Source organism: Actinomadura sp. 6N118 (assembly GCF_044326415.1).
Classification (GTDB): Bacteria; Actinomycetota; Actinomycetes; order Streptosporangiales; family Streptosporangiaceae; genus Spirillospora.
The window spans coordinates 509,882-528,573 of the sequence record NZ_JBIRAZ010000005.1 but is presented as its reverse complement, the minus strand read 5'-3'; the positions used below and the strand labels follow the sequence as shown (position 1 = coordinate 528,573).

The 18,692-nt window shown below is 68.4% G+C and carries 17 protein-coding genes; 9 read left to right on the top strand and 8 right to left on the bottom strand.

Annotated features, from left to right (window positions below; all coding sequences use genetic code 11):
• Window positions 1-1,147 precede the first annotated feature (1,147 nt).
• Genes ACH34W_RS16070 through ACH34W_RS16060 form a run of 3 tightly spaced genes read left to right on the top strand, consistent with a single transcriptional unit; the run spans window position 1,148 to window position 4,374 of the window.
• The gene (locus tag ACH34W_RS16070) at window positions 1,148-1,294 is read left to right on the top strand and encodes a hypothetical protein (protein WP_395961667.1); all 147 of its coding nucleotides are present in this window, start codon (window positions 1,148-1,150) and stop codon (window positions 1,292-1,294) included.
• Window positions 1,248-2,867 (top strand): histidine ammonia-lyase, encoded by a 1,620-nt coding sequence (locus ACH34W_RS16065; RefSeq protein ID WP_395961666.1) that lies wholly within the window; start codon window positions 1,248-1,250, stop codon window positions 2,865-2,867. The genes ACH34W_RS16070 and ACH34W_RS16065 overlap by 47 nt, the downstream gene beginning before the upstream one ends.
• Window positions 2,860-4,374 (top strand): NAD(P)/FAD-dependent oxidoreductase, encoded by a 1,515-nt coding sequence (locus ACH34W_RS16060; protein WP_395961665.1) that lies wholly within the window; start codon window positions 2,860-2,862, stop codon window positions 4,372-4,374. Before ACH34W_RS16065 ends, ACH34W_RS16060 begins: the two co-directional genes overlap by 8 nt.
• A 322-nt stretch (window positions 4,375-4,696) precedes the next feature.
• Here ACH34W_RS16060 and ACH34W_RS16055 read toward each other — a convergent pair whose 3' ends face one another.
• The 3 genes from ACH34W_RS16055 to ACH34W_RS16045 form a co-directional block, all read right to left on the bottom strand.
• Window positions 4,697-5,284: a hypothetical protein gene (locus ACH34W_RS16055; RefSeq protein ID WP_395961664.1), complete on the bottom strand. Its 588-nt coding sequence runs from the start codon at window positions 5,282-5,284 to the stop codon at window positions 4,697-4,699.
• A 100-nt stretch (window positions 5,285-5,384) separates the two neighbouring features.
• A complete protein-coding gene (locus tag ACH34W_RS16050; protein WP_395961663.1) occupies window positions 5,385-5,615 on the bottom strand; it encodes a hypothetical protein in 231 nt (76 codons plus the stop codon).
• A 61-nt stretch (window positions 5,616-5,676) separates the two neighbouring features.
• On the bottom strand, window positions 5,677-6,696 hold the full coding sequence (locus tag ACH34W_RS16045; RefSeq protein ID WP_395961662.1) for an aldo/keto reductase: 1,020 nt from the start codon (window positions 6,694-6,696) through the stop codon (window positions 5,677-5,679).
• 131 nt (window positions 6,697-6,827) lie between these two features.
• On the opposite strand from ACH34W_RS16045, the gene ACH34W_RS16040 reads away from it, so the two are divergent.
• On the top strand, window positions 6,828-7,406 hold the full coding sequence (locus ACH34W_RS16040) for a TetR/AcrR family transcriptional regulator (RefSeq protein WP_395961661.1): 579 nt from the start codon (window positions 6,828-6,830) through the stop codon (window positions 7,404-7,406).
• A 52-nt stretch (window positions 7,407-7,458) separates the two neighbouring features.
• On the opposite strand, the gene ACH34W_RS16035 is transcribed toward ACH34W_RS16040, so the two are convergent.
• Both ACH34W_RS16035 and ACH34W_RS16030 read right to left on the bottom strand, forming a co-directional pair.
• A complete protein-coding gene (locus ACH34W_RS16035; RefSeq protein WP_395961660.1) occupies window positions 7,459-8,661 on the bottom strand; it encodes a glycoside hydrolase family 1 protein in 1,203 nt (400 codons plus the stop codon).
• 56 nt (window positions 8,662-8,717) lie between these two features.
• The gene (locus tag ACH34W_RS16030; RefSeq protein WP_395961659.1) at window positions 8,718-10,115 is read right to left on the bottom strand and encodes a hypothetical protein; all 1,398 of its coding nucleotides are present in this window, start codon (window positions 10,113-10,115) and stop codon (window positions 8,718-8,720) included.
• A gap of 179 nt (window positions 10,116-10,294) precedes the next feature.
• Here ACH34W_RS16030 and ACH34W_RS16025 point away from each other — a divergent pair, with 179 nt between their 5' ends.
• The 5 genes from ACH34W_RS16025 (at window position 10,295) to ACH34W_RS16005 (ending at window position 15,530) form a co-directional block, all read left to right on the top strand.
• On the top strand, window positions 10,295-11,314 hold the full coding sequence (locus ACH34W_RS16025) for a LacI family DNA-binding transcriptional regulator (RefSeq protein ID WP_395961658.1): 1,020 nt from the start codon (window positions 10,295-10,297) through the stop codon (window positions 11,312-11,314).
• Between the two features lie 114 nt (window positions 11,315-11,428).
• Window positions 11,429-12,775: an ABC transporter substrate-binding protein gene (locus tag ACH34W_RS16020; protein WP_395961657.1), complete on the top strand. Its 1,347-nt coding sequence runs from the start codon at window positions 11,429-11,431 to the stop codon at window positions 12,773-12,775.
• 146 nt (window positions 12,776-12,921) lie between these two features.
• The gene (locus ACH34W_RS16015) at window positions 12,922-13,989 is read left to right on the top strand and encodes a carbohydrate ABC transporter permease (RefSeq protein WP_395961656.1); all 1,068 of its coding nucleotides are present in this window, start codon (window positions 12,922-12,924) and stop codon (window positions 13,987-13,989) included.
• A gap of 2 nt (window positions 13,990-13,991) precedes the next feature.
• Window positions 13,992-14,828 carry a carbohydrate ABC transporter permease gene (locus ACH34W_RS16010; protein WP_395961655.1) on the top strand — a complete coding sequence of 279 codons (837 nt, stop codon included), beginning with the start codon at window positions 13,992-13,994 and terminating at the stop codon, window positions 14,826-14,828.
• A 192-nt stretch (window positions 14,829-15,020) separates the two neighbouring features.
• Window positions 15,021-15,530, top strand: a complete 510-nt coding sequence (locus ACH34W_RS16005; RefSeq protein ID WP_395961654.1) for an ATP-binding protein — start codon at window positions 15,021-15,023, stop codon at window positions 15,528-15,530.
• A 295-nt stretch (window positions 15,531-15,825) separates the two neighbouring features.
• Here the strand turns inward: ACH34W_RS16005 and ACH34W_RS16000 are convergent, their stop codons facing one another.
• The 3 genes from ACH34W_RS16000 to ACH34W_RS15990 all read right to left on the bottom strand — a co-directional run bounded on the left by ACH34W_RS16000 (window position 15,826) and on the right by ACH34W_RS15990 (window position 18,629).
• Complete coding sequence (locus ACH34W_RS16000; RefSeq protein WP_395961653.1) at window positions 15,826-16,347, bottom strand: hypothetical protein; 522 nt, start codon at window positions 16,345-16,347, stop codon at window positions 15,826-15,828.
• Window positions 16,348-16,939: 592 nt separating this feature from the next.
• Entirely contained in the window at window positions 16,940-17,983 is a 1,044-nt protein-coding gene (locus ACH34W_RS15995) for a CU044_5270 family protein (RefSeq protein ID WP_395961652.1), read from the bottom strand.
• The gene (locus ACH34W_RS15990) at window positions 17,976-18,629 is read right to left on the bottom strand and encodes an RNA polymerase sigma factor (RefSeq protein WP_395961651.1); all 654 of its coding nucleotides are present in this window, start codon (window positions 18,627-18,629) and stop codon (window positions 17,976-17,978) included. Before ACH34W_RS15990 ends, ACH34W_RS15995 begins: the two co-directional genes overlap by 8 nt.
• Between the last annotated feature and the right edge of the window lie 63 nt (window positions 18,630-18,692).

The following is an 18,692-nucleotide window of genomic DNA, read 5'->3' as shown; positions in this document are numbered from 1 at the left end:
AAAACCTGAATCTGCCCGCGCCATCAATGGCTTGGCGCCGGCACTTCATTATCTGACTATTTCAACCCGTGAACACAAACACGAGAAATGGAGACAGCTGCGTGCATGCTAGGACGGAACGAGAGAGTGAGGGAAGATCAGTTGAGTTACAGTTTTGTATCCATTTGAATAGGTATCGCATCGTGATGTGTCGATCTAGCGTGTGCAACTGATTGCCAGAACTGGTGCTTGGGAGCCCGGATGAAACACTTTCGCGATTTCGCCGAACTACGCCAAGCGGCGGGAGAGCATTTCGGACACGGCAAATACCGTGTCGGCGATCATGAGAGTGTCGACAGGCTCACCCACGGCTACCGGCGACTACCAGTGGAGTCACGTCGACCTCGAACGTGCTCGCGAGAACTAGTTCGGCGCGACGGTCGCCAACGGGTTCCTTGCTCTGGCGCTCCGGCCCGTTCTTCTAGAGAAGATGTATCGCCTAGACCATGCCGCGTACACATTCAATTACGGAGTGGAGCGCTTGCACCCGGCATGGAGCCAAGGGTGCGGGCAGGCTGCCAATTGCTGTCGGTCACCCCCTTTGTGCATTCAGTTCGTACCGTGGACCGCGTCGCCATCGAGATATATGGCCATTCAAAACCCCTGTGTCGCAGATCTCATCCACCAGCTCGCCCTCTGACCCATACCAATGTTGTTCGTGCCGAACTTGTGCTCTCAGGAGAGTGATGGACAGGTCCAGGGTGGCGCTGATGACGGGCGCAGGACATGACATCGGTGCCGCCATGCCGCACCGGGCTCGCGCTGTGCCTGAATGGCCGCCTTCCTGGTCACCCAGGCCGCGCCCGCGCGTTACGAGCGGGTCGTGGCCTGTGCGGTGCGGGTGGATTGCGCCTGAGCGAACGGGCAGGTCGTGCGTCCGCGGTGCGGGCGGATTGTGAGCCTGGCCAGCATCTCGGCTGGCAGGGGATAAGTGAACTACGTGGCGGCAAAGGCGGGGCATCGAGGCCCTGACGGCGAAGCTCGTCCTTGAGCTTGGCTGGTTCGGCATCACCGACAGCGCGGTGGCGCCGGGATTCGCCTCCACGACGACCGCCTCGGTCCGCAGATCCCGCTGGGCAGGGTCGCCCAGTCAGCGGACATCGCGGCGGTGATCGCCTTCTTGGCCGGCGATGACGCCGGTTACGTGATCGGCCACTCCATCCACGTCAACAACGGACGTCACCGAAACCGCCGCGTTGAGGAGAACCATGTCCACGCCTGTGGTCGAGATCGGATCACGACCCCTGACCCGTGAGCAGATCATCGCGGTCGCCCGCGACAACGCCCAAGTCCACCTGTCCGAAGCCGCGCTGCGCGCCCTGGGGATGGGCCGGATGCAACTGGAAGCCCTCGCCGCCACAGGGTTGCCCGCCTATGGGCTGACCACTGGCGTGGGGGCGCTGATGAGTGAGCGTGTCGACCGGCATCAGATGGCTGAGATCCAGCAGGCTCTGGTCGATTCTCACGCGGCGGGGATCGGCGCGGCGGTCGAGGCCGAGACCGTGCGGGCCATGGCGGTGCTCAGGCTCCGCACGCTGGCCACTGGACGTACCGGAGTCCGCCCGGTCGTCGCCCGCGCGCTGGCGGGGCTGCTCAATTCGGGCCTGGTCCCGATCGTCAACGAATACGGCTCGCTGGGCTGCTCGGGCGACCTGGCCCCGTTGGCGGCCGTGGCCGCGGCGCTCACCGGGCGCGGCCGTGTACTGGTCCAACGTGAGCCGCGCCTCGCGCCCGCTGCGCTGGCAGGGCGTGAGGGGCCCGACGCGTCCGCGGCGATGGCCGGGTGTGTGCAGCCAGCCGACCAAGCGCTGCGTGAGGCGGGGCTGACGCCGGTTCGGCTGGCGCACAAGGAGGCGCTGGCGTTGATGAACGGGACCGAGGGGATGCTCGGCATGCTCGTGCTGTCCACGGCCGACTTGCAGGCGCTGCTGGACGTCGCGGACCTGACCGCCGCGCTCAGCCTGCAGGCCCTGCGTGGTACCGATCGGCCGTTCGCCGCTGAGCTGCAGGAGTTGCGCCCGCATCCCGGGCAGAGCCGTGCCGCGGCCCATCTGCGCGACCTTCTGGCCGGGTCGGAGCTGCTGCGCGTTCATAACGACGGATCACAGGATCCGTACTGCCTGCGCTGCGTGCCCCAGGTGCACGGCGCCGCGCGGGACGCCCTGGCGTACGCGTCCGGGGTGGCCGATCGCGAACTGGCGTCCTGCATAGACAACCCGGTGCTGCTGCCGGAAGGGCGTCTGGAGTCCAACGGCAACTTCCACGGTGCGCCGCTCGCCCACGCCATGGACTTCCTGGCGATCGTCGTCGCGGACCTCGCCGTCATGGCCGAACGCCGCACCGACCGGATGCTGGACCGGACGCGATCCCAGGGCCTGCCGCCCTTCCTGGCGTTCCGGCCCGGTGTGGACTCCGGCTACATGATCGCGCACTACACGCAGGTCTCGCTGGTCGCCGACCTCAAGCGCCTGGCCGTCCCGGCCTCGGTCGATTCGACGCCCACGTCCGCGGGACAAGAAGACCACGTCTCGCTGGGCTGGTCCGCAGGCCGCAAACTACGCCGGTCTCTGGAACTGCTCCGGGCCGTACTCGGGATCGAGTTCCTCACCGCCGCGCGCGCCGTCGACCTGCGGGCGCCCGACCGGCCCGCACCCGCATGTCAGGACGCGATCGACCTGCTGCGCACCGCCGTTCCCGGGCCCGGTCCGGACCGGCATCTGGCCCCCGACATCGCCGCCGCCACCGAACTGATCACCTCACCCGCTCTGCTCGACATCGTCAACCGACCGGTCGCCAATCTCCTCGAAGAAAGGTCCACCCATGTCTGAGCGAATCCTTGTCATCGGCGGCGGGCCCGCCGGCAGCACAGCCGCGGCCCTGCTCGCCCGTGCCGGACGCGACGTGCTGCTCCTGGAGCGCGCCGTCTTCCCTCGCTACCACATCGGGGAGTCCCTGCTGCTGTCCTGCGTGCCGGTGCTCCACGCGTCCGGCGCCTACGACCGTGTGGCCCGGCACGGATTCCAGGTCAAGCGGGGCAGCGTCTTCCGCTGGGGTACCGACGCATGGGTGATCGACTGGCCCGCGATGGTGCACCCGGACGCACACTCCTGGCAGGTGCACCGTGCCGAGTTCGACCACGAGCTGCTGCGGAACGCGGCCGACCAGGGCGCGAAGATCGTCGAGGGCGCCACCGTGAAGAGGGTCATCTTCGAGGGCGAACGGCCCGTCGCCGTCGAATGGGTGCATCGCGACGACCCGGAGAACGTCCGCGTCGCCGAGTTCGATTTCCTGGTGGACGCCTCCGGCCGCACCGGCGTTCTGACCAAGGGGCACTTCGACAACCGGCAGCAGCACGACGTCTTCCAGAACGTCGCCACCTGGGCGTACTGGAAGGATGCCGAGATCTTGCCCGGATCGCCGGAGGGCTCGGTCAACTCGATCTCCACTCACGGCGGCTGGTTCTGGGCCATCCCGCTTGCGGGCGGCCAGCTCAGCCTCGGCCACGTCACGCACAAGGACATCTTCGCCGAGGAGCGCGCCAAGTTCGCCTCACTGCAGGAGTACTACCTGCACCAGGTCAAGTCCTGCGAGACGCTCAACCCAGTGGTCCAGGGCGCCTCCCAGATCGGCGATGTCCGCGCCGAGCAGGACTACTCCTACGTGGCCGACTCGTTCAGCGGCCCGGGGTACGTCGCGATCGGCGACGCCGCGTGCTTCCTGGACCCGCTGCTGTCCACCGGCGTGCACCTCGCCCTCTACAGCGCGCTCACCGGCGCGGCGGCCATCAACTCGACGCTGAACGGCGAGCTGTCCGAACAGGAGGCAATGGCCTTCTTCGAGTACGCCTACCGCCGCGCCTACGCACGCCTCATCACGCTGGTCTCCCATCTCTACCAGCGGTACGACGGCAAGGACTCCTACTTCTGGCAGGCGCAGCGGCTGCACCTGGCCGAGCACGACGACCGCCCGCCGATCCACTCGTTCATGGAGATCACCGCCGGCACCACCGACATGCGAGAGGTCGCCGACGTCAACACTCGGATCATGACCGACACGCTGATCGTCGAAGCCGACCACGCCCAGCGAACCGCCGGGGAGCACCGCGTGTCCGGCACCCTCGGCGTCGACATGCAGCCACTGCGGGACCTGTGGGCCGACCCGTCCGACCCCAGCCGGCTCTCCGCCGACCTGGACGGCGTCTACGTCACCACCGACCCCGTCCTCGGTCTGGCCCGCGCCTCGAACGCCCGCCCTCCGAACGCCAACGGCGCAACCGCCGGCGCCTCGGATGGCCTTGTCGCGGATGGCCGCGGTGCGGAGGAGGTGAAGACGTGAGCGAGGACACCCGGAACCGCGACCAGAGCGTCCTGCCCAAGGTGGTAGGCATCCCGCCGTGGGCCAGCCACCGCCGTGTGCCCCGCCATTGCGGTGGCAGGTCGGGTCGGGCCAGTTGCGCTGGAGTGGCTGCCAGGATGGCGTGAGTTGACGGCCGACCGCGTGGACGGCCCCAACGCCTGCGCCGCCGGCTAGGTCATACGCAGTCGTCGCCCCGGGCTCGCACTTCATGCGGGCCAGGAGCGGCGGCTGTGGCGTTTTCTTGGCCGGTGAGGAGGATTGATCAATTGAGGAGTCCGGACGAACCTGCTCTCGCTGAAGCTCACGGCCGCCGCACGACCGTAGTGCCGATGCCGGTGGCCAGGTCTGCGCGGAAGGCCTCCATCATGGCGTCGGTGTCGGCGGCCGGGTCAGCGGAAGCGACCTGGGATTGAAGCGCGGGGAGCTTGGCGGCCTCCGCGGCGAGCCAGTCACGGGCGGCGGTTTCGCGTTCATGCATGGTGAAGATGCCCTCAGCGGCGCGGGCCTGGTAGGAGAGCCAGTCGATGGCCAGGCGGCGGGCGACCCAGTCGACGACGGAGCGGACGCGGGGCAGGTCGGGGTCGTCGGTGCGGCCGTTGGGGACGAAGTACATATCCAGGCCCTGGTGGATCAGGTCTAGGAGTGGGACGCCGTGCTGGAGTCCGACGGATATGGCGACGGCGTAGATGTCCATGAGCCCGGCGCTGGTCTGGCCTTGCTTGCCCCAGGAGACGAATACCTCGCCGAGGGTGCCGTCTTCGCGGGCGTTGGTGGTCAGGTAGAAGCGCTCGCCGCCGATGGTCACCGAGGTGGTCATGCCGGTGCGCCGCCGGGGCATGTGCTGCTGGGTGGCCATGTGCACGAAGTCCGCCTCCTGTACCTGATCCACAACCTGTGGGATCGGTTCAACATCGAGCCACTACATGTGGGATTCGCTGAGCCTATTGGGGTGGGCGGACATTTCCTGGGACGGCACGCCGGGACAGTCGTCAGTACCGTGTGCTGGTGAGGATCGTGTCGAGGTCGGCGACGGCGCGGGCGCGCTGCAGCGCATGGTGGATCACCTGCGGCCCAGCCGGGCTCGACCAGATGTCGGCGGCGTGGCCGAGCCGGGTGGCGAACCGGCGCAGGTCGCGGTCGCCGACGGCGAGCGTGCCGCGCAGCAGGAACGCTCCGAGGCGCGCACCGGGCAAGCTGGAGGACGGCTTCTGACTGGGCATCAGCACGAATCCCGCGGACACCGGCGCGATTTCTGCGGGCGGAGGGTGTGGCGGCTGTCGGTCAGCGGCGGCGCAGGGATGGGTTGAGCAGCGATGGGGGAGTGTCGTACTTCTCGTGCGCGGCCATGTCGGCACCTGGCGCGACGATCGCATCGATCGCGTCGAGGACGTCGGCGGGGAGCACGGTGTCAGCGGCGGCGAGTTGTGAGTGCAGGTGGTCCAGCGTGCGGGGGCCGATGATCGCGCTGGTCACGGCGGGATGTGCGGTCACGAATCCGAGGGCGAGCTGGATCATGGTCAGGCCGGCGTCGTCGGCGACCTTGGCCAGCTGCTCGACCGCGTCGAGACGGGCCCGGTTGGAAGGGATGGTGGTGTCGAAGCGTTCCGGCATGATCTTTGAACGGCTGGTGGTGGTTTCCTTGCCTTCGCGGATCGCGCCCGACAGCCAGCCCGAGGCCAGGGGACTCCAGGCCAGCACGCCGAGCCCGTACTCCTCGGCCACGGGCAGCACGTGGGCTTCGATGCCGCGTTGCAGGATCGAGTAGCTGGGCTGTTCGGTGACGTAACGGCTCAGGTTATGCTCGCGGGCGGCCCACTGGGCTTGCACGATGCGGTACGCCGGGAAGGTCGAGGAGCCGAAGTAGCGGATCTTTCCGGCGCGCTGCAGGTCGGTCAGCGCCGACAGGGTCTCCTCGTCGCTGGTGGTCGGGTCCCACCGGTGGATCTGGTAGAGATCAACGTGGTCGACACCGAGACGGCGCAGGCTGTTGTCCAGCTCGGTGACCAGCCAGCGGCGCGAACTGCCCTGGTGGTTGCGCTCGTCGCCCATGGGCATGTTCGCCTTCGTGGCCAGCACGATGTCGTCGCGGCGGCCGGCGATGGCCTTGCCGACCATCTCTTCCGATTCGCCGTCGCTGTACATGTCGGCGGTGTCGATGACGTTGATCCCGCCCTCAAGGGCGGCATCGACGATGGCGGTGGCCTCGTCCTGGGTGGTGCGTCCGATCTTGCCGAAGTTCATCGCGCCGAGCGCGAGGGAGCTGACCTGCACACCGGTGCGGCCCAAGGTGCGGTATTGCATGACCGTTCCTCCGTTTGAGGCTGGTTGACGGGCCGCCGCTCTGACATCATGAGCAAGCGGAACATTGCTCCGGTTACGATACGGAACGTTGCTCCGCTTTGGCAAGCCCGGGAACGGAGGGAGCGGCGCGCGTGAACGACGGCGAGGCAGGGCAGGCAGCCCGGTCCAAGCGGGCGGACGCCCGGCGTAACGAGAAGACCCTGCTCGACGCGGCCGCCGCGGTCTTCGTCGAGTCGGGCGTGGAAGCGCCGGTACGCGACATCGCGGCCAAGGCCGGGGTCGGGATGGGCACGATCTATCGCCACTTCCCGACTCGAGCGGATCTCATCATCGCCGTCTACCGGCACCAGGTCGAGGCCTGCGCCGAGGCCGGTCCCGCTTTGCTGGCGACCAGCGCGACGCCGCACGCCGCACTCGGGCAATGGATCAACCTCTTCGTTGATTTCCTGGTCACCAAGCACGGACTCGCCGCCGTGCTGCAGTCCGACAACTTCGACACCCTGCACGCCTACTTCCTCGACCGCCTCGTGCCCGTGTGCACCCAGCTGCTCGACGCCGCAGCCGCCGCCGGCGAGATTCGATCGGACTTGAGGGCCTACGAGCTCATGCGCGGCGTCGGAAACCTCTGCATAGGCGCGGACAGCGATCCCAACTACGACGCACGCCGACTGGTCGAGCTCCTCATCGCAGGACTACGTCAACCGCAATGACTGTCAGCCACGGCGGACAGGCCGGGCCGACTCCGACGGATCTGCGGGTTGGTCAGGAGCTGGCTCGTGGCAGCATGCGGGAGCGGCTGAGCCCGCCGAGCCAGACGGCGGACGGTTTGGGGATGCGCTCGAAGGTGTCCGGCACGACCGAGATGAGCCCGAAGGTGGGCCGGTAGGAGCCCCATTCGTAGTTGTCCAGTGCGCTCCAGTGCAGGTAGCCGCGCACGTCGAGGCCGTCCTCGATCGCGGCGGCGAGTTGCTGGAGTGCCCCGGTGGTGTAGTCGATGCGGCGGCTGTCGTCGTCGGTGGCGATGCCGTTCTCGGTGACGATCAGAGGCACGTCACCGACGACCTGTGCGGTGTGCCGCAGCGCGTGTCCCAGGGCCTGCGGGTAGTACTCCCAGCCGGTGAGGGTGCGTTCGGCGTCGTCGGGCGGGGGGAGGGGGCCGTCCGGCGCGATCCTGGTGCGGGTGTAGGACTGCACGCCGATCCAGTCGTCGTCCCGCGCCGCCTCCAAGAACACATCTTCGCGGGGCCATCGGTAGGCCGCGGCCATGGCCTCGGCGCCGGGCAGCGCCTGGTACACCTGGTTGGCGACCGACCAGCCGACTTGAATGTCGGCGGAGATCGTCCTTACAGCGGCCCTTGCGCGGCGGTGGGCCTCGATCAGGGCGTCGGTGGTGGCCTTGTCGGGCAGCGGAAGCCCTGCCGTGGGGGGCGCCTCGGCGCCCAGTTCGCGGACGGCGCCTGCGACCGCGACCATGTTGGGCTCGTTGAGGGTGCACACGTGCCGTACGTCGGTGCCGATGATCGGCGCGGTCGCTCGCACATACCGTTCGAACAGGTCGACGGCGCCGTCCACGGTCCAGCCGCCACGTTCGGCGAACCACCGTGGCACGGTGAAGTGGTGCAGCGTGATCATGGGCCGCAGTCCGCGTTCGACCGCCCCTTCGACCATGCGCCGATAGTGGGCGATCTCGGCCCGGGAGAACGCGCCGGGGGCCGGCTCGATGCGGGCCCATTCGATGCTGAAGCGGTAGTCGGTGAAGCCGAGCCCGGCGAGCAGGTCCATGTCCTCACGCCACCGGTGGTAGCTGTCGGCCGCGTCGCCGCTGGGCTCGGCGATAGGGCCGTCGCTGTGCTCCATCTGCCACCAGTCGCTGTTGAGGTTGTTGCCCTCGATCTGGTGTGCGGCGGTGGAGGCTCCCCACAGGAAGCCGTCGGGGATGCGAAGACCGTTGGACGCGACGTTCACGAGGAGAAGCCTTCCGGAAACGGGTCCTGCAGGGCGGTAGTGGAAGCGCGGAGGCGTCAGTGTTCAGTGAGGTGAGGTGAGGGGCCGGGCCAGATCGCCGAGGCGTCGTCGCGGTGAGGGTTGGGCAGCCGGATCGGACGGACCGGGACGGTACGGGTGCGTCCCTCCGCGACAGCCTTCCACGGGGCGGGGTGACCGGAGTAGCACATGGTGGACAGAACGAAGACGCCGTCGGCGTAGACCTCAAGGTATTCGCCGATGGTGAGGATGCGCAGCGTGGCCGCAGGTTCGGCCAGGACGGTCTCGCTGAGCCGGAATCCCTCGGGGCCGGTGGCCCAGAGGTTCTTGCCGTCGCAGCCGACGGCGAGGGCCGGCCGGTCGCCGTGCGGGTGGTTGCCGTCCGGGTGGTCGCCATCCGGGCGGTCGGTGCGCAGGGTGATCTCGACTGGCTCGGACACGTCGATGTCGGCGACCGCGTGGAGAGTGGCCTGGTCGGTCTCCTCGCCTAGCCAGGCGTCAAGGCCGGGCCACCATTCGAGGCGGGGTGCCGCATCGGCGGGCGTGACCAGGAGTTTTGGCTGGGCCAGCATGCCGCGGCAGCGATCGCCGGAATCGGTGAGGCCGACGCGGCGGGGGGTGGTGTGCAGGATGACGCGGGTGCCGTCGGGCGCGGTGGTGACGCGGGGGGCGTAGGCACCGGTCGGCCCGAGGGGGCCGCGGCGGGTCCAGGGGCCCTCGATCTGTGGCGCGGTCCAGGCCTCGAAGTTGTTGGTGGCGTTGACGCAGCCGATCAGTAGCCAGCCGTCGTCGAGGCGTTCCAGGATCGGGCATTCCAGTTCGTCGATGTCGCCGGGTGAGATGAGCGGGGGGTGGACGGTCCAGTGTTCTAGGTCGTCGGAGGTGGCAAGGCCGACACAGCCGCTGACCTCGACGGGCCGGGAGGCGTCACTGGCGCAGACGACCATGGCCCAGCGGGCGGGGGCACCGTCATCGTCGTTGCGTACGACGAACGGGTCGCGCCAGCCCATGCGCTCGCCGGTGCGGTACCAGCGCGAGTCCGCCTGGACGACTGGCCCGGTGCCGTGCCGCCGCCAGCCTGTGCCGTCGACGCGGTCGGAGTAGGCCAGCCCGACGGCCTGCAAGGGCCAGCCTCCCGCGGTGAGGCCGGAGACCCCGGTGTAGAACATCGCCATTCCGGTGCCGTGCCGGAAGGGGTGCATGGTCCACACCGCCTGCTGGTCGAAGCGGCCGGGCAGGCCGACCCCGAAGGCGGCGCCCTGCGGCTCCCAGTGCACCAGGTCGGTGGAGGTGGCCCGGCCGTAGGAGGTCTCCATCCGCAGGTGGTCGAACTCGCGTGTCCAGGGGCCCTGGAGGTGCAGCACCGTGTGCGTGCCCTCCTCGTCCGTCAGCACGGCGAAGTCGTTCACGCAGAAACCGGGTGGGGCGTAGCGCATGGACCACTCTTCCTCGTTCCTGGGAACGCAAGCGTGTGCGCTCTTGGCTTGATCATTGTGGTCGAGCTGGAGAATTTGCCCAAGTCAATATGAACGCAAACGCTTGCGCAACCAAGAGGCTGGGTTTACGGTCTGGTGACCTGATTCACACCGGCGAAATCCGGCTGGAGGGATGTGTGGTGACGGCCAGCATCAACGATGTTGCTCGTGCCTGCGGCGTCTCGGCGTCCACGGTGTCTCGCGCACTGCGCGGCCGACCGGGGGTCTCCGAGGAGGTGCGGGCGCGGATCGCGGCCGTTGCCGCATCGCTGGGTTACACCGCGTCGCGTTCGGCGTCGAGCCTGGCCAGCGGGCAAACGTTCACCATCGCGGTCGTCGTCCCGTACGTGGGCCGCTGGTTCTTCGGGACGGTGCTGGATGCCGCCGAGCAGGTGTTCAGCGCCGCCGGGTACGACGTTCTGCTGCACACTCTCGGCTCTGCGGAATCGCGCAAGCGTTTCTTCACCAAGATGCCGGTCCGCAAACGGGTGGACGCGGTGCTGTCGCTGCTGATCCCCGAGGAGGAGGAGATCGCGGCACTGCGCTCGCTCGGGGTGCCGCTCGCCACCACCGTCGGCCGGGCCGTCCCCGGCTTCACGGTGGTGGGCATCGACGACCGGGCAGGGGCACAAAGCGCCGCACGGCATCTGGTGAACCTCGGCCACCGCAGGATCGGCCTGATCGGCGGAGCCAGCGGGCCACTGCACTGGACCACTCCGGTGGACCGGCGGCAGGGCTACCTGGACGTCCTGGCCGACGCCGGGATTTCCCACGACCCGGCCCTGGAGGCGGACGGCGGCTACACGGTCGAGGGCGGCGAACGCGCCATGTCCGAACTGCTGGCGACGCGTCGTCCACCGACCGCCGTGTTCGCCCAATCCGACGAGATGGCGATGGGCGCACTGCGCGCCCTGCGGCGGCACCGGCTCAAGACACCGGACGATGTGTCCATCGTCGGCTTCGACGATCACGAACTGTCCGAGGTGGTCGGACTGACCACCGTCGCCCAGCCGGTCGCGGCCCAGGGCGCCGAGGCAGCCCGGCTGCTGTTGCGGCAACTGCAGGAGCCGGAAGCAGCGTCGTCAGAGCACGTGCTGATGCCCATCCGCCTCGTACTGCGCGAAACCACTGCACCCCCGCGCCCACGCGAACCGCAATAACCCCGATTCCCGACATCCCCCAAGTCCCGTAGGCCCCCCGGAAGCCCGGAAGCCCGGAAGGCACCTCAGCGGCTTCGGCCTCGCACAACGGCACTGATGTACGGAGGCACAGACATGATCCTCAGAAGCAGAAAGCACCGTCACACGGCCCGCGCGGGCCTGGCCCTCTCACTGCCCTTGCTCGCACTGACCGCCTGCGGCGGAGGCGGCGCGGACAGCACCGGCTCGGCCGAGGCCGGCAGCGGCAAGGGCACCATCAGCGTCTGGGCCCACCAGGGGCAGAAGAACGAGAACGCCGCGCTGCAGAACGCGGTCAAGTCGTTCAACTCCTCGCAGGGCAATGTGAAGGTCGACCTGAGGTTCATCCCCGAAAACGACTACACCAAGACCATCACCACCACCGACGCCTCCGCCCTCCCCGACGTCATGGAGTTCGACGGCCCGACGCTGGCGAACTTCGTCTACAACAACAAGCTCGCCCCGATCACCTCCCACGTCTCCAGCACGACCGTCGGCAACGCCACCGACGCCATCAAGGCTCAGGGAACCGTCGGCGGCAAGCTCTACGGCCTGGGCATGTTCGACTCCGGGCTGGGGATCTACGGCAACAAGAAGCTGCTCGATGCCGCCGGGATCAAATACCCCACCGGCCTGGACGACGCCTGGACCGCACAGGAGTTCACCGCGGCGCTGGAGAAGCTGAAGGCCAAGGACCCCGACGGCAAGACGCTCGACATCCAGGAGCAAGGGGGTCTGGCCACCGAGTGGGGCACCTACGGCTTCTCACCGATCATCTGGTCGGCCGGCGGCTCCCTGGTCAAGAACGGCAAGGCGGCCGGCGCCATCGACTCGCCCGCCGCAGTCTCGGCTCTGAAGACCTTCCAGTCATGGAAGGCCTACGTGGACCCCAACACCGACGCCAACGCGTTCGGCAAGGGCCGGGTCGCCCTCAGCTGGACCGGCCACTGGATGTACCCCGACTACAGCAAGGCTCTCGGCTCCGACCTGGTCGTTCTGCCGCTCCCGAACTTCGGAGGTGGCTCCAAGACCGGCCAGGGCTCGTGGGGCTGGGGCATGGGCGGCGCCTCCAAGAACGGCAAGGCGGCAGGCGCGTTCCTGGACGCCCTGCTCAACGACGCCAATGTCACGGCGCTGACGAAGGCCAACGGCGCCCCGCCGGCCACCAAGACCGTGCTCGCCAAGAGCCCGCTGTACAAGCCCGGCGGCCCGCTCCGGCTCTACGCCGACCAGCTTGCCAAGCCCTGCGGCGACACGGACATCACCCAGCAGTGCGTCGCCGTCACCCGCCCGCTGACCGCCGGGTACCCCGTTATCACTGCGCAGTTCAACCAGGCCCTGAACGCCATCTACGGCGGCGCTGACCCGCAGAGCGCTCTCGCCAAGGCCGCCCGCGCCATCGACCGCGACTTCGCTGACAACAGCGGCTACAAGCTTCCCTAGCGCACGCACCTCGCAGACGCACTTAGCGCACGCACCTCGCAGACGCATTTAGTGCGCGCACTTCGCAGACGCACCTCGCAGACGCATCGGCCGGGATGGGCACGCGCAGGCCGTGCCCATCTCCGGCTGGGAACAGGACCCTTCCCGTGAAATCCGTGAAGCCCGCGCAGTCCGTGAAGCCCACGCAGTCCGCCCAGTCCGTGAAGCCCACGCAGTCCGCCCAGTCCGTGAAGCCCACGCAGTCCGCCCAGTCCGTGAAGCCCACGCAGTCCGCCCAGTCCGTGAAGCCCGCGCGGCCCAGGCAGTCCGCGCGAAAGAGCCGCGAGTGGGTGCACGGACTGCTGATGTCCGGCCCTGCGGTCATCGGGCTGATCGCCTTCGTCGGCGTGCCGTTCGGCTATGCCGTGGTGCTCTCGTTCTACAACGTGCGGCTTGGCTCCCGGCAACCGCCCACGTTCTTCGGCCTGGAGCAGTACCGGCGGCTGTTCACCGACCCCGACATGTCCGGCCCCTTCCTGCGGGCACTACTGAACAACCTCACCTTCGCCGCCGTCGTCGTACCGCTGCAGACCGGCCTCGCCCTGGCCCTGGCGATCCTGCTGAACCGCAAGCTCAAGGCCATCGGCTTGTTCCGGTCCTTCTTCTTCATGCCGGTCGTCTTCCCCATGGCCCTGGTCGCCGTCATCTGGCGCCTGATCCTCACCCGCAGCGACCAGGGAATGCTCAACTCCGTGCTGTCCGCCGTGAGTTTCGGCAACTGGGGCGCCTTCGACTGGCTCGGCAACGGCCTCACCGCCATGGCCTCGATCATCGTGCTGTCCATCTGGCAGGGTGTCGGCTTCCAGATGGTCATCCTGCTCGCCGGACTGCAGCAGATATCCGGGGATCTGTACGAGGCGGCCCAGCTTGACGGGGCCACCCGCTGGCAGCAGTTCCGCAACGTCACCCTGCCCGGCATCCGAGGCACGCTCGTCTTCGTCGCACTGCTGACCTCGGTGCTGTCCTTCCGGGTCTTCGACCAGGTCTACGTCCTGATCCGAGGCGGCGGGCTCAACGAGGACGCCACCCGCACGGTGATGTACCAGGCGGTCACCACCGCCTTCGACGAGAACAACGTCGGCCAGGCATCCGCCATCACGGTGGTCTTCTTCCTGATCGTCGTCGTCCTGACGCTGGTCCAGCGCCGCTTGGTCCGGCCCGAGAACGGGGGCTGAGCATGACCCGCAAGCCGCTTCGCCGCTTCTTCGACTACGCCGTCCTGAGCGTGCTGTCGTTCATCTTCGTGCTTCCGGTGATCTACCTGTTCCTGGGCAGCCTCAAGCCCTCCGGCGAGGTATTGAACGGCCTGTCCGGCTTCCTGCCGACCAACCTGTCACTGGACAACTACGCCGCCGTCCTGGACAGCCTGAACTCCGATAGCACCGGCTACTTCTGGCAGTTCATGGGCGTGTCGTTGCTGGTGGCGACCGTCGTGGTGACCGGCGGCCTGTTCGTCAACTCCATGGCCGCCTACGGGCTTTCCCGGCTGCAGTGGCGTGGGCGAGACGCCGTCCTCACCCTCGTCCTGCTGTTGATGCTGGTGCCGTTCGAATCGGTCGCCGTGCCGTTGTTCTACATGCTCAACGGCCAGCGCAACACCATCTATATCCAGGCCCTGCCGTTCATCGCCAACGCCTTCTCCATCTACCAGTTCCACACCTTCTTCCGCGCCATCCCGCCCAGCATCGAGGAGGCCGCCCGACTCGACGGCGCCGGCCCCTGGCGCATCTTCTTCGCGATCTTCGTGCCCCTGAGCAGGCCCGCGTTCGCGTCGGTGGCCATCCTCACCTTCCTGATCCAGTGGGGTTCCTTCCTGTGGCCGGTGCTCATGGTCTCCGACCCCGCAGTGCGGCCACTGCCGCTGGAGATGAGCGTCTTCCAAGGGCAGCAGCCCCCTGACTGGGGCCAGATCCTCGCCTTCGGCGTCCTCCTGATCCTGCCCGTGCTCGTGGTCTTCGCCTTCTTCCAGCGCTGGTTCGTCCAAGGCGTGGCCAATTCCGCCATCAAAGGCTGAGGCTCCGCCCCGGAAAGGCAGACCGTCCGCATCACTCCAGCGCCGCCATCGACGAGGCGTATGGCACCAGCCACCCCATGTCTCCAGTCCCCCGCGCATGCGGGAGCACCGCCTACAGGACCGCTGGCACCAGCGCGTGCCAAGGCACAGGTGATTTGTGCCTACGACACCCACACCGCCGAACCTGCCGCCGTGGCCGACGTGCAGCGCACGCACCCGCTGCTGCTACGCGGTGAAAAGGCCTCGACCAGCACCGCCTACACCAGCCCCGAACGGCTCGCCGCCGAATACGACCGCCGTCCGCTACCACCTGCCCCACGCGCAGCCCGACTCGCACTGACCGGAGACGACCTCCACCCGCTGCGCGCGTTCCTCGCCGCCCATGTCGCACAGCACGGCATGGCCCCTCGCACCGTGCACCAGCTGGTCACCGCAGCGTGCGCGATCGCCGACAACGCCGTACGGCACGGTGCCCCACCCATGCAGGCCCGGCTCTGGGCCGCGGCCGGAGAGATCGTGTGCGAGATCGCCGACAACGGGCAGTGGCAACCGGGCCCGTTCGCCGGCTATCTCCCGCCTCGCCCCGGGCACCCGCCCAGCGGGCTGTGGGCCGCCCGGATGCTCGTCGACACCATCGAGATCCACAGCGGGTTCACCGGCACCCGCGTACGGCTGCGCCACCGGCTACGCTCTGACGACTGACCGGGCAACGGGTGCCGCTGGGCCTGGCCTGCTCTGCCGAGCAGGTAAAGCACCCTTCCGGTGCTGGCTGGGCTCTGTCACACCTTGGGCTGGAAGGTGCCGGGTGCGCCGTGGTTCGCACGGCCAGGCGGGGCCTGTCCTGCCCAAGCGGCGCGGACGAGCGCACACAAACAACCCGCGCGGCGGCAGGCCGAGTCCCGGCAGCGGATCGCCGAGCTTCGCCGGTGACTTGCCGGGGTGTGGACGCGGTTGGAGGAGGTCGCCCGGGCATGCGTGTGCTCTTGGGCGGCCATGCCTAGAACTCGTCGAGCTCGTAGACGGCGAAGAGTTGATCCATGTCGGAAGACAGCCCGGTCACGTCCTTGATCACTGCCCACACGAAGTCCTCGTCGGGACCCCACGAAGGGACATCGATCCCGGACTCCACTTGGAGCGACGCACCGATTTCCGTGGTGGGCTCACCGTTCACGAAACTGACGTGGCGGACTAGCTCACAGTCGTCGTAGAGCCACAGCGCATAAGTGCTCATCACGCTGGAGAGCAGGACTGCCAGGGCTTGAGTGCCCTTGAGCGCCCCCAGGGCGTCGAGCGTCAGCCAGCGGTCAACATTGGGTGGGAGCCGCTGGTCTGGATCCCAAAGCTGGCACCAGCCATCTGTTTCGGCGAGGTACAGGCGCTGACCAGGAGACTGAGACCACGCGTGATCGGCGCTCACCTGCTCCTCGGTCGGCACATAGTCGACCACGTCCGGCAAGCTGGCCTCAACCTCGTCGATTGACCTGCCGCGCACGAACAGCGCCGATGTATTCCATCCCATGTCGGGCGATCTTCGCGTCGCACAACCAACGCGTCAAACGGAATCATTACCCCAATCCCCATAGGTTCAACTCCTTCTGCGGGATGTGCTGGGAATATGCCTGATCGATCATGCGTGCGCGGGTATGCCGTCACCGCGAAAGCAGCAGGTGACGCCCGGGCCCGGGAACAAGATCATCTACCGCGTCCCCGTTGACCCCAGAGTCGGGCTCGCCGACAGGCCGGAAGGGTCAACCGCCGACCGCGAAGACGCACGTCCGCGCAGGTGACGGGGGTGTCACCCCGCAGAAGGAGCCACACCCCGCCTCAACTGGTGACACTGCCCCGTCGGGCCCTAGAGATGAGGCTGATCACCGACGCCACAGTCGCGTTCGTCGAACGTGTCCGGGGTGAGCACCAAGAAACCGGTCTCGCGACCAAACAGCCCAGCCCACAACAGGCCAGCTCACAGGCTCACTACGTTCGAGCTGCACCCTTCGCCTTGTGTTCCCCGAGTCCCGCCGCGCCCGTTCCTGAGCGTGGCGCGGCGGGCCGGGTCCTGCTGAGGGCCGCGTGGCGCCAAGAAGCCCACGCGTCCCTCTCCAACCGGCCGGTCAGCCGCCGGACGCGGCCGGGCAGGAGTATCCGGACGTGGACACCCCCGCCGGGAGATCGTCGACGACCGCTGTCTTGGTCACGGCGACGTCACCGGTCGTGGTCCCGCGGGGCGGGGTGTTGCCGGTGCCCGTCCACACGCCGCGGTGGCCGAGGAAGCGGTAGGTCTTCGCGTCGAAGATCAGGTCCTCGCGCTCGCCGGGCCGGGCGTCGAATGTCACCGCAAGTCCCGGGCGCCCGGCGGCGTCGGTTGTGCGGCCGGACAGGCGAGCTCCCTTGGTCTGGCGGGCGACCGTGAACAGCGCTGCTTGGACCTTGGGCGGCGTCGGCGCGGAGGCCAGCCCCGTGAGGTTGATCCACACGGCCTGGTCATGGGTGAGTTCCGCCCGCTGCCCGGCGTCCACCCTGGCGGCCAGGGCGCTGCGCAGCCGCGCGGTGTCGGTGGGCAGTTTCCTGTGCACGGCGTACGGTGCGTTCGGCTCGGCGGGCTGAGAGGTGCACGGCAGGAACCGCCCGCCCGTATCGATGCGCGCGAGTTCCAATGCCCGGGGGGGCACCTTCCTACCCAGCAGCGGCACGAGCCCGAGCAACGTGGTCCGGCGATAGATCGGGACCGCGCCATCTGCGCGCTGCCACTCCTGGTAACGCACCTTACGGAACCAGGAGTCCCCGCCACTGCCCGTCGTCAGCTGCAGCGCGGTCGACTCTTGATATACGAACTGGCCGGGACGCGGATCGATGTCCCGCCCGTCGCCTGCCGCCGCGGCGGCCCGGGTGAGCAGCTCGGCGGCGTCGGCCGGCGCCGGACCGGGACCGTCCCCGCCCGGCAACACGACGACGCCTACGCTCGCCGCCGCGGCCAGCCCGCCCGCCACCGCCGTCCGGACGGCCCACACCCGCTGCGACCTGCGCACACCGACACCGCCCAGCTGTTCCCGGGACCACGTCTCCTCCAGCAGCCGCTGCCGGATCGCGCCCAGCCGAGCGGCGCTGGGCTCGGCGGTCTGGCTCCACAACTCCCGCACCTCACACAGGTCATTCATCACCGTTGTCCCCCTTCTGGTCATGGACGTCGGTCGGATTCACTCCGCCGAGCGCCCGCTTCACCTTTGTCCGGGCTCGATTCAGCCGGGACCGCACCGTCCCTACCGGGAGCCCCAGGGCGTCGGCGACCTGCTCATAGGACAGGTCGGCCCAAGCCACCAGCAGCAACACGTCCCGGTCCCGGGCCGGCAATCCCGCAATCGCCTGGGCAAGCCGGCGCCCGCTCATCTGGGCGCTCGCCCGCTCGACCGCCTGCTCGGCGACGCCGTCGGCCGCGTCCAGAAGCACTCCGGTACGCACGAACGTCCGATAGCGGCTCACCTCGGCGCGCCGATGCCTGCGGATGAGATTGGAGGCGATCCCGTACAGCCATGGCAGCGCCTCAGAACGACCGAGGTCGTATCCATCCCGCTGCCGGAAGGCCACCAGGAACGTCTCGGCGACGATGTCGTCGGCCTCGCCGTCCCCGAGCCTGCGCGCCGCGTACCGATGCAAGCGCGCGCCGTACCGGTCGAACAGGACGGCGAACCGCTCCGGCTCCTGCCGGGATCGCTCGATCTCCTCGGCGTCGCTGCTGGGTGAGGCCTCCGCGACATCGGCCATTGCGTGGCTCTTCACATACCGGCCCTCCTTGATCGTTGGCATCAACACCCCTCTTTTGCCAACCGGCCCCAGGAAGGTTCACGCACACGCCTCTGAACCAAGCCG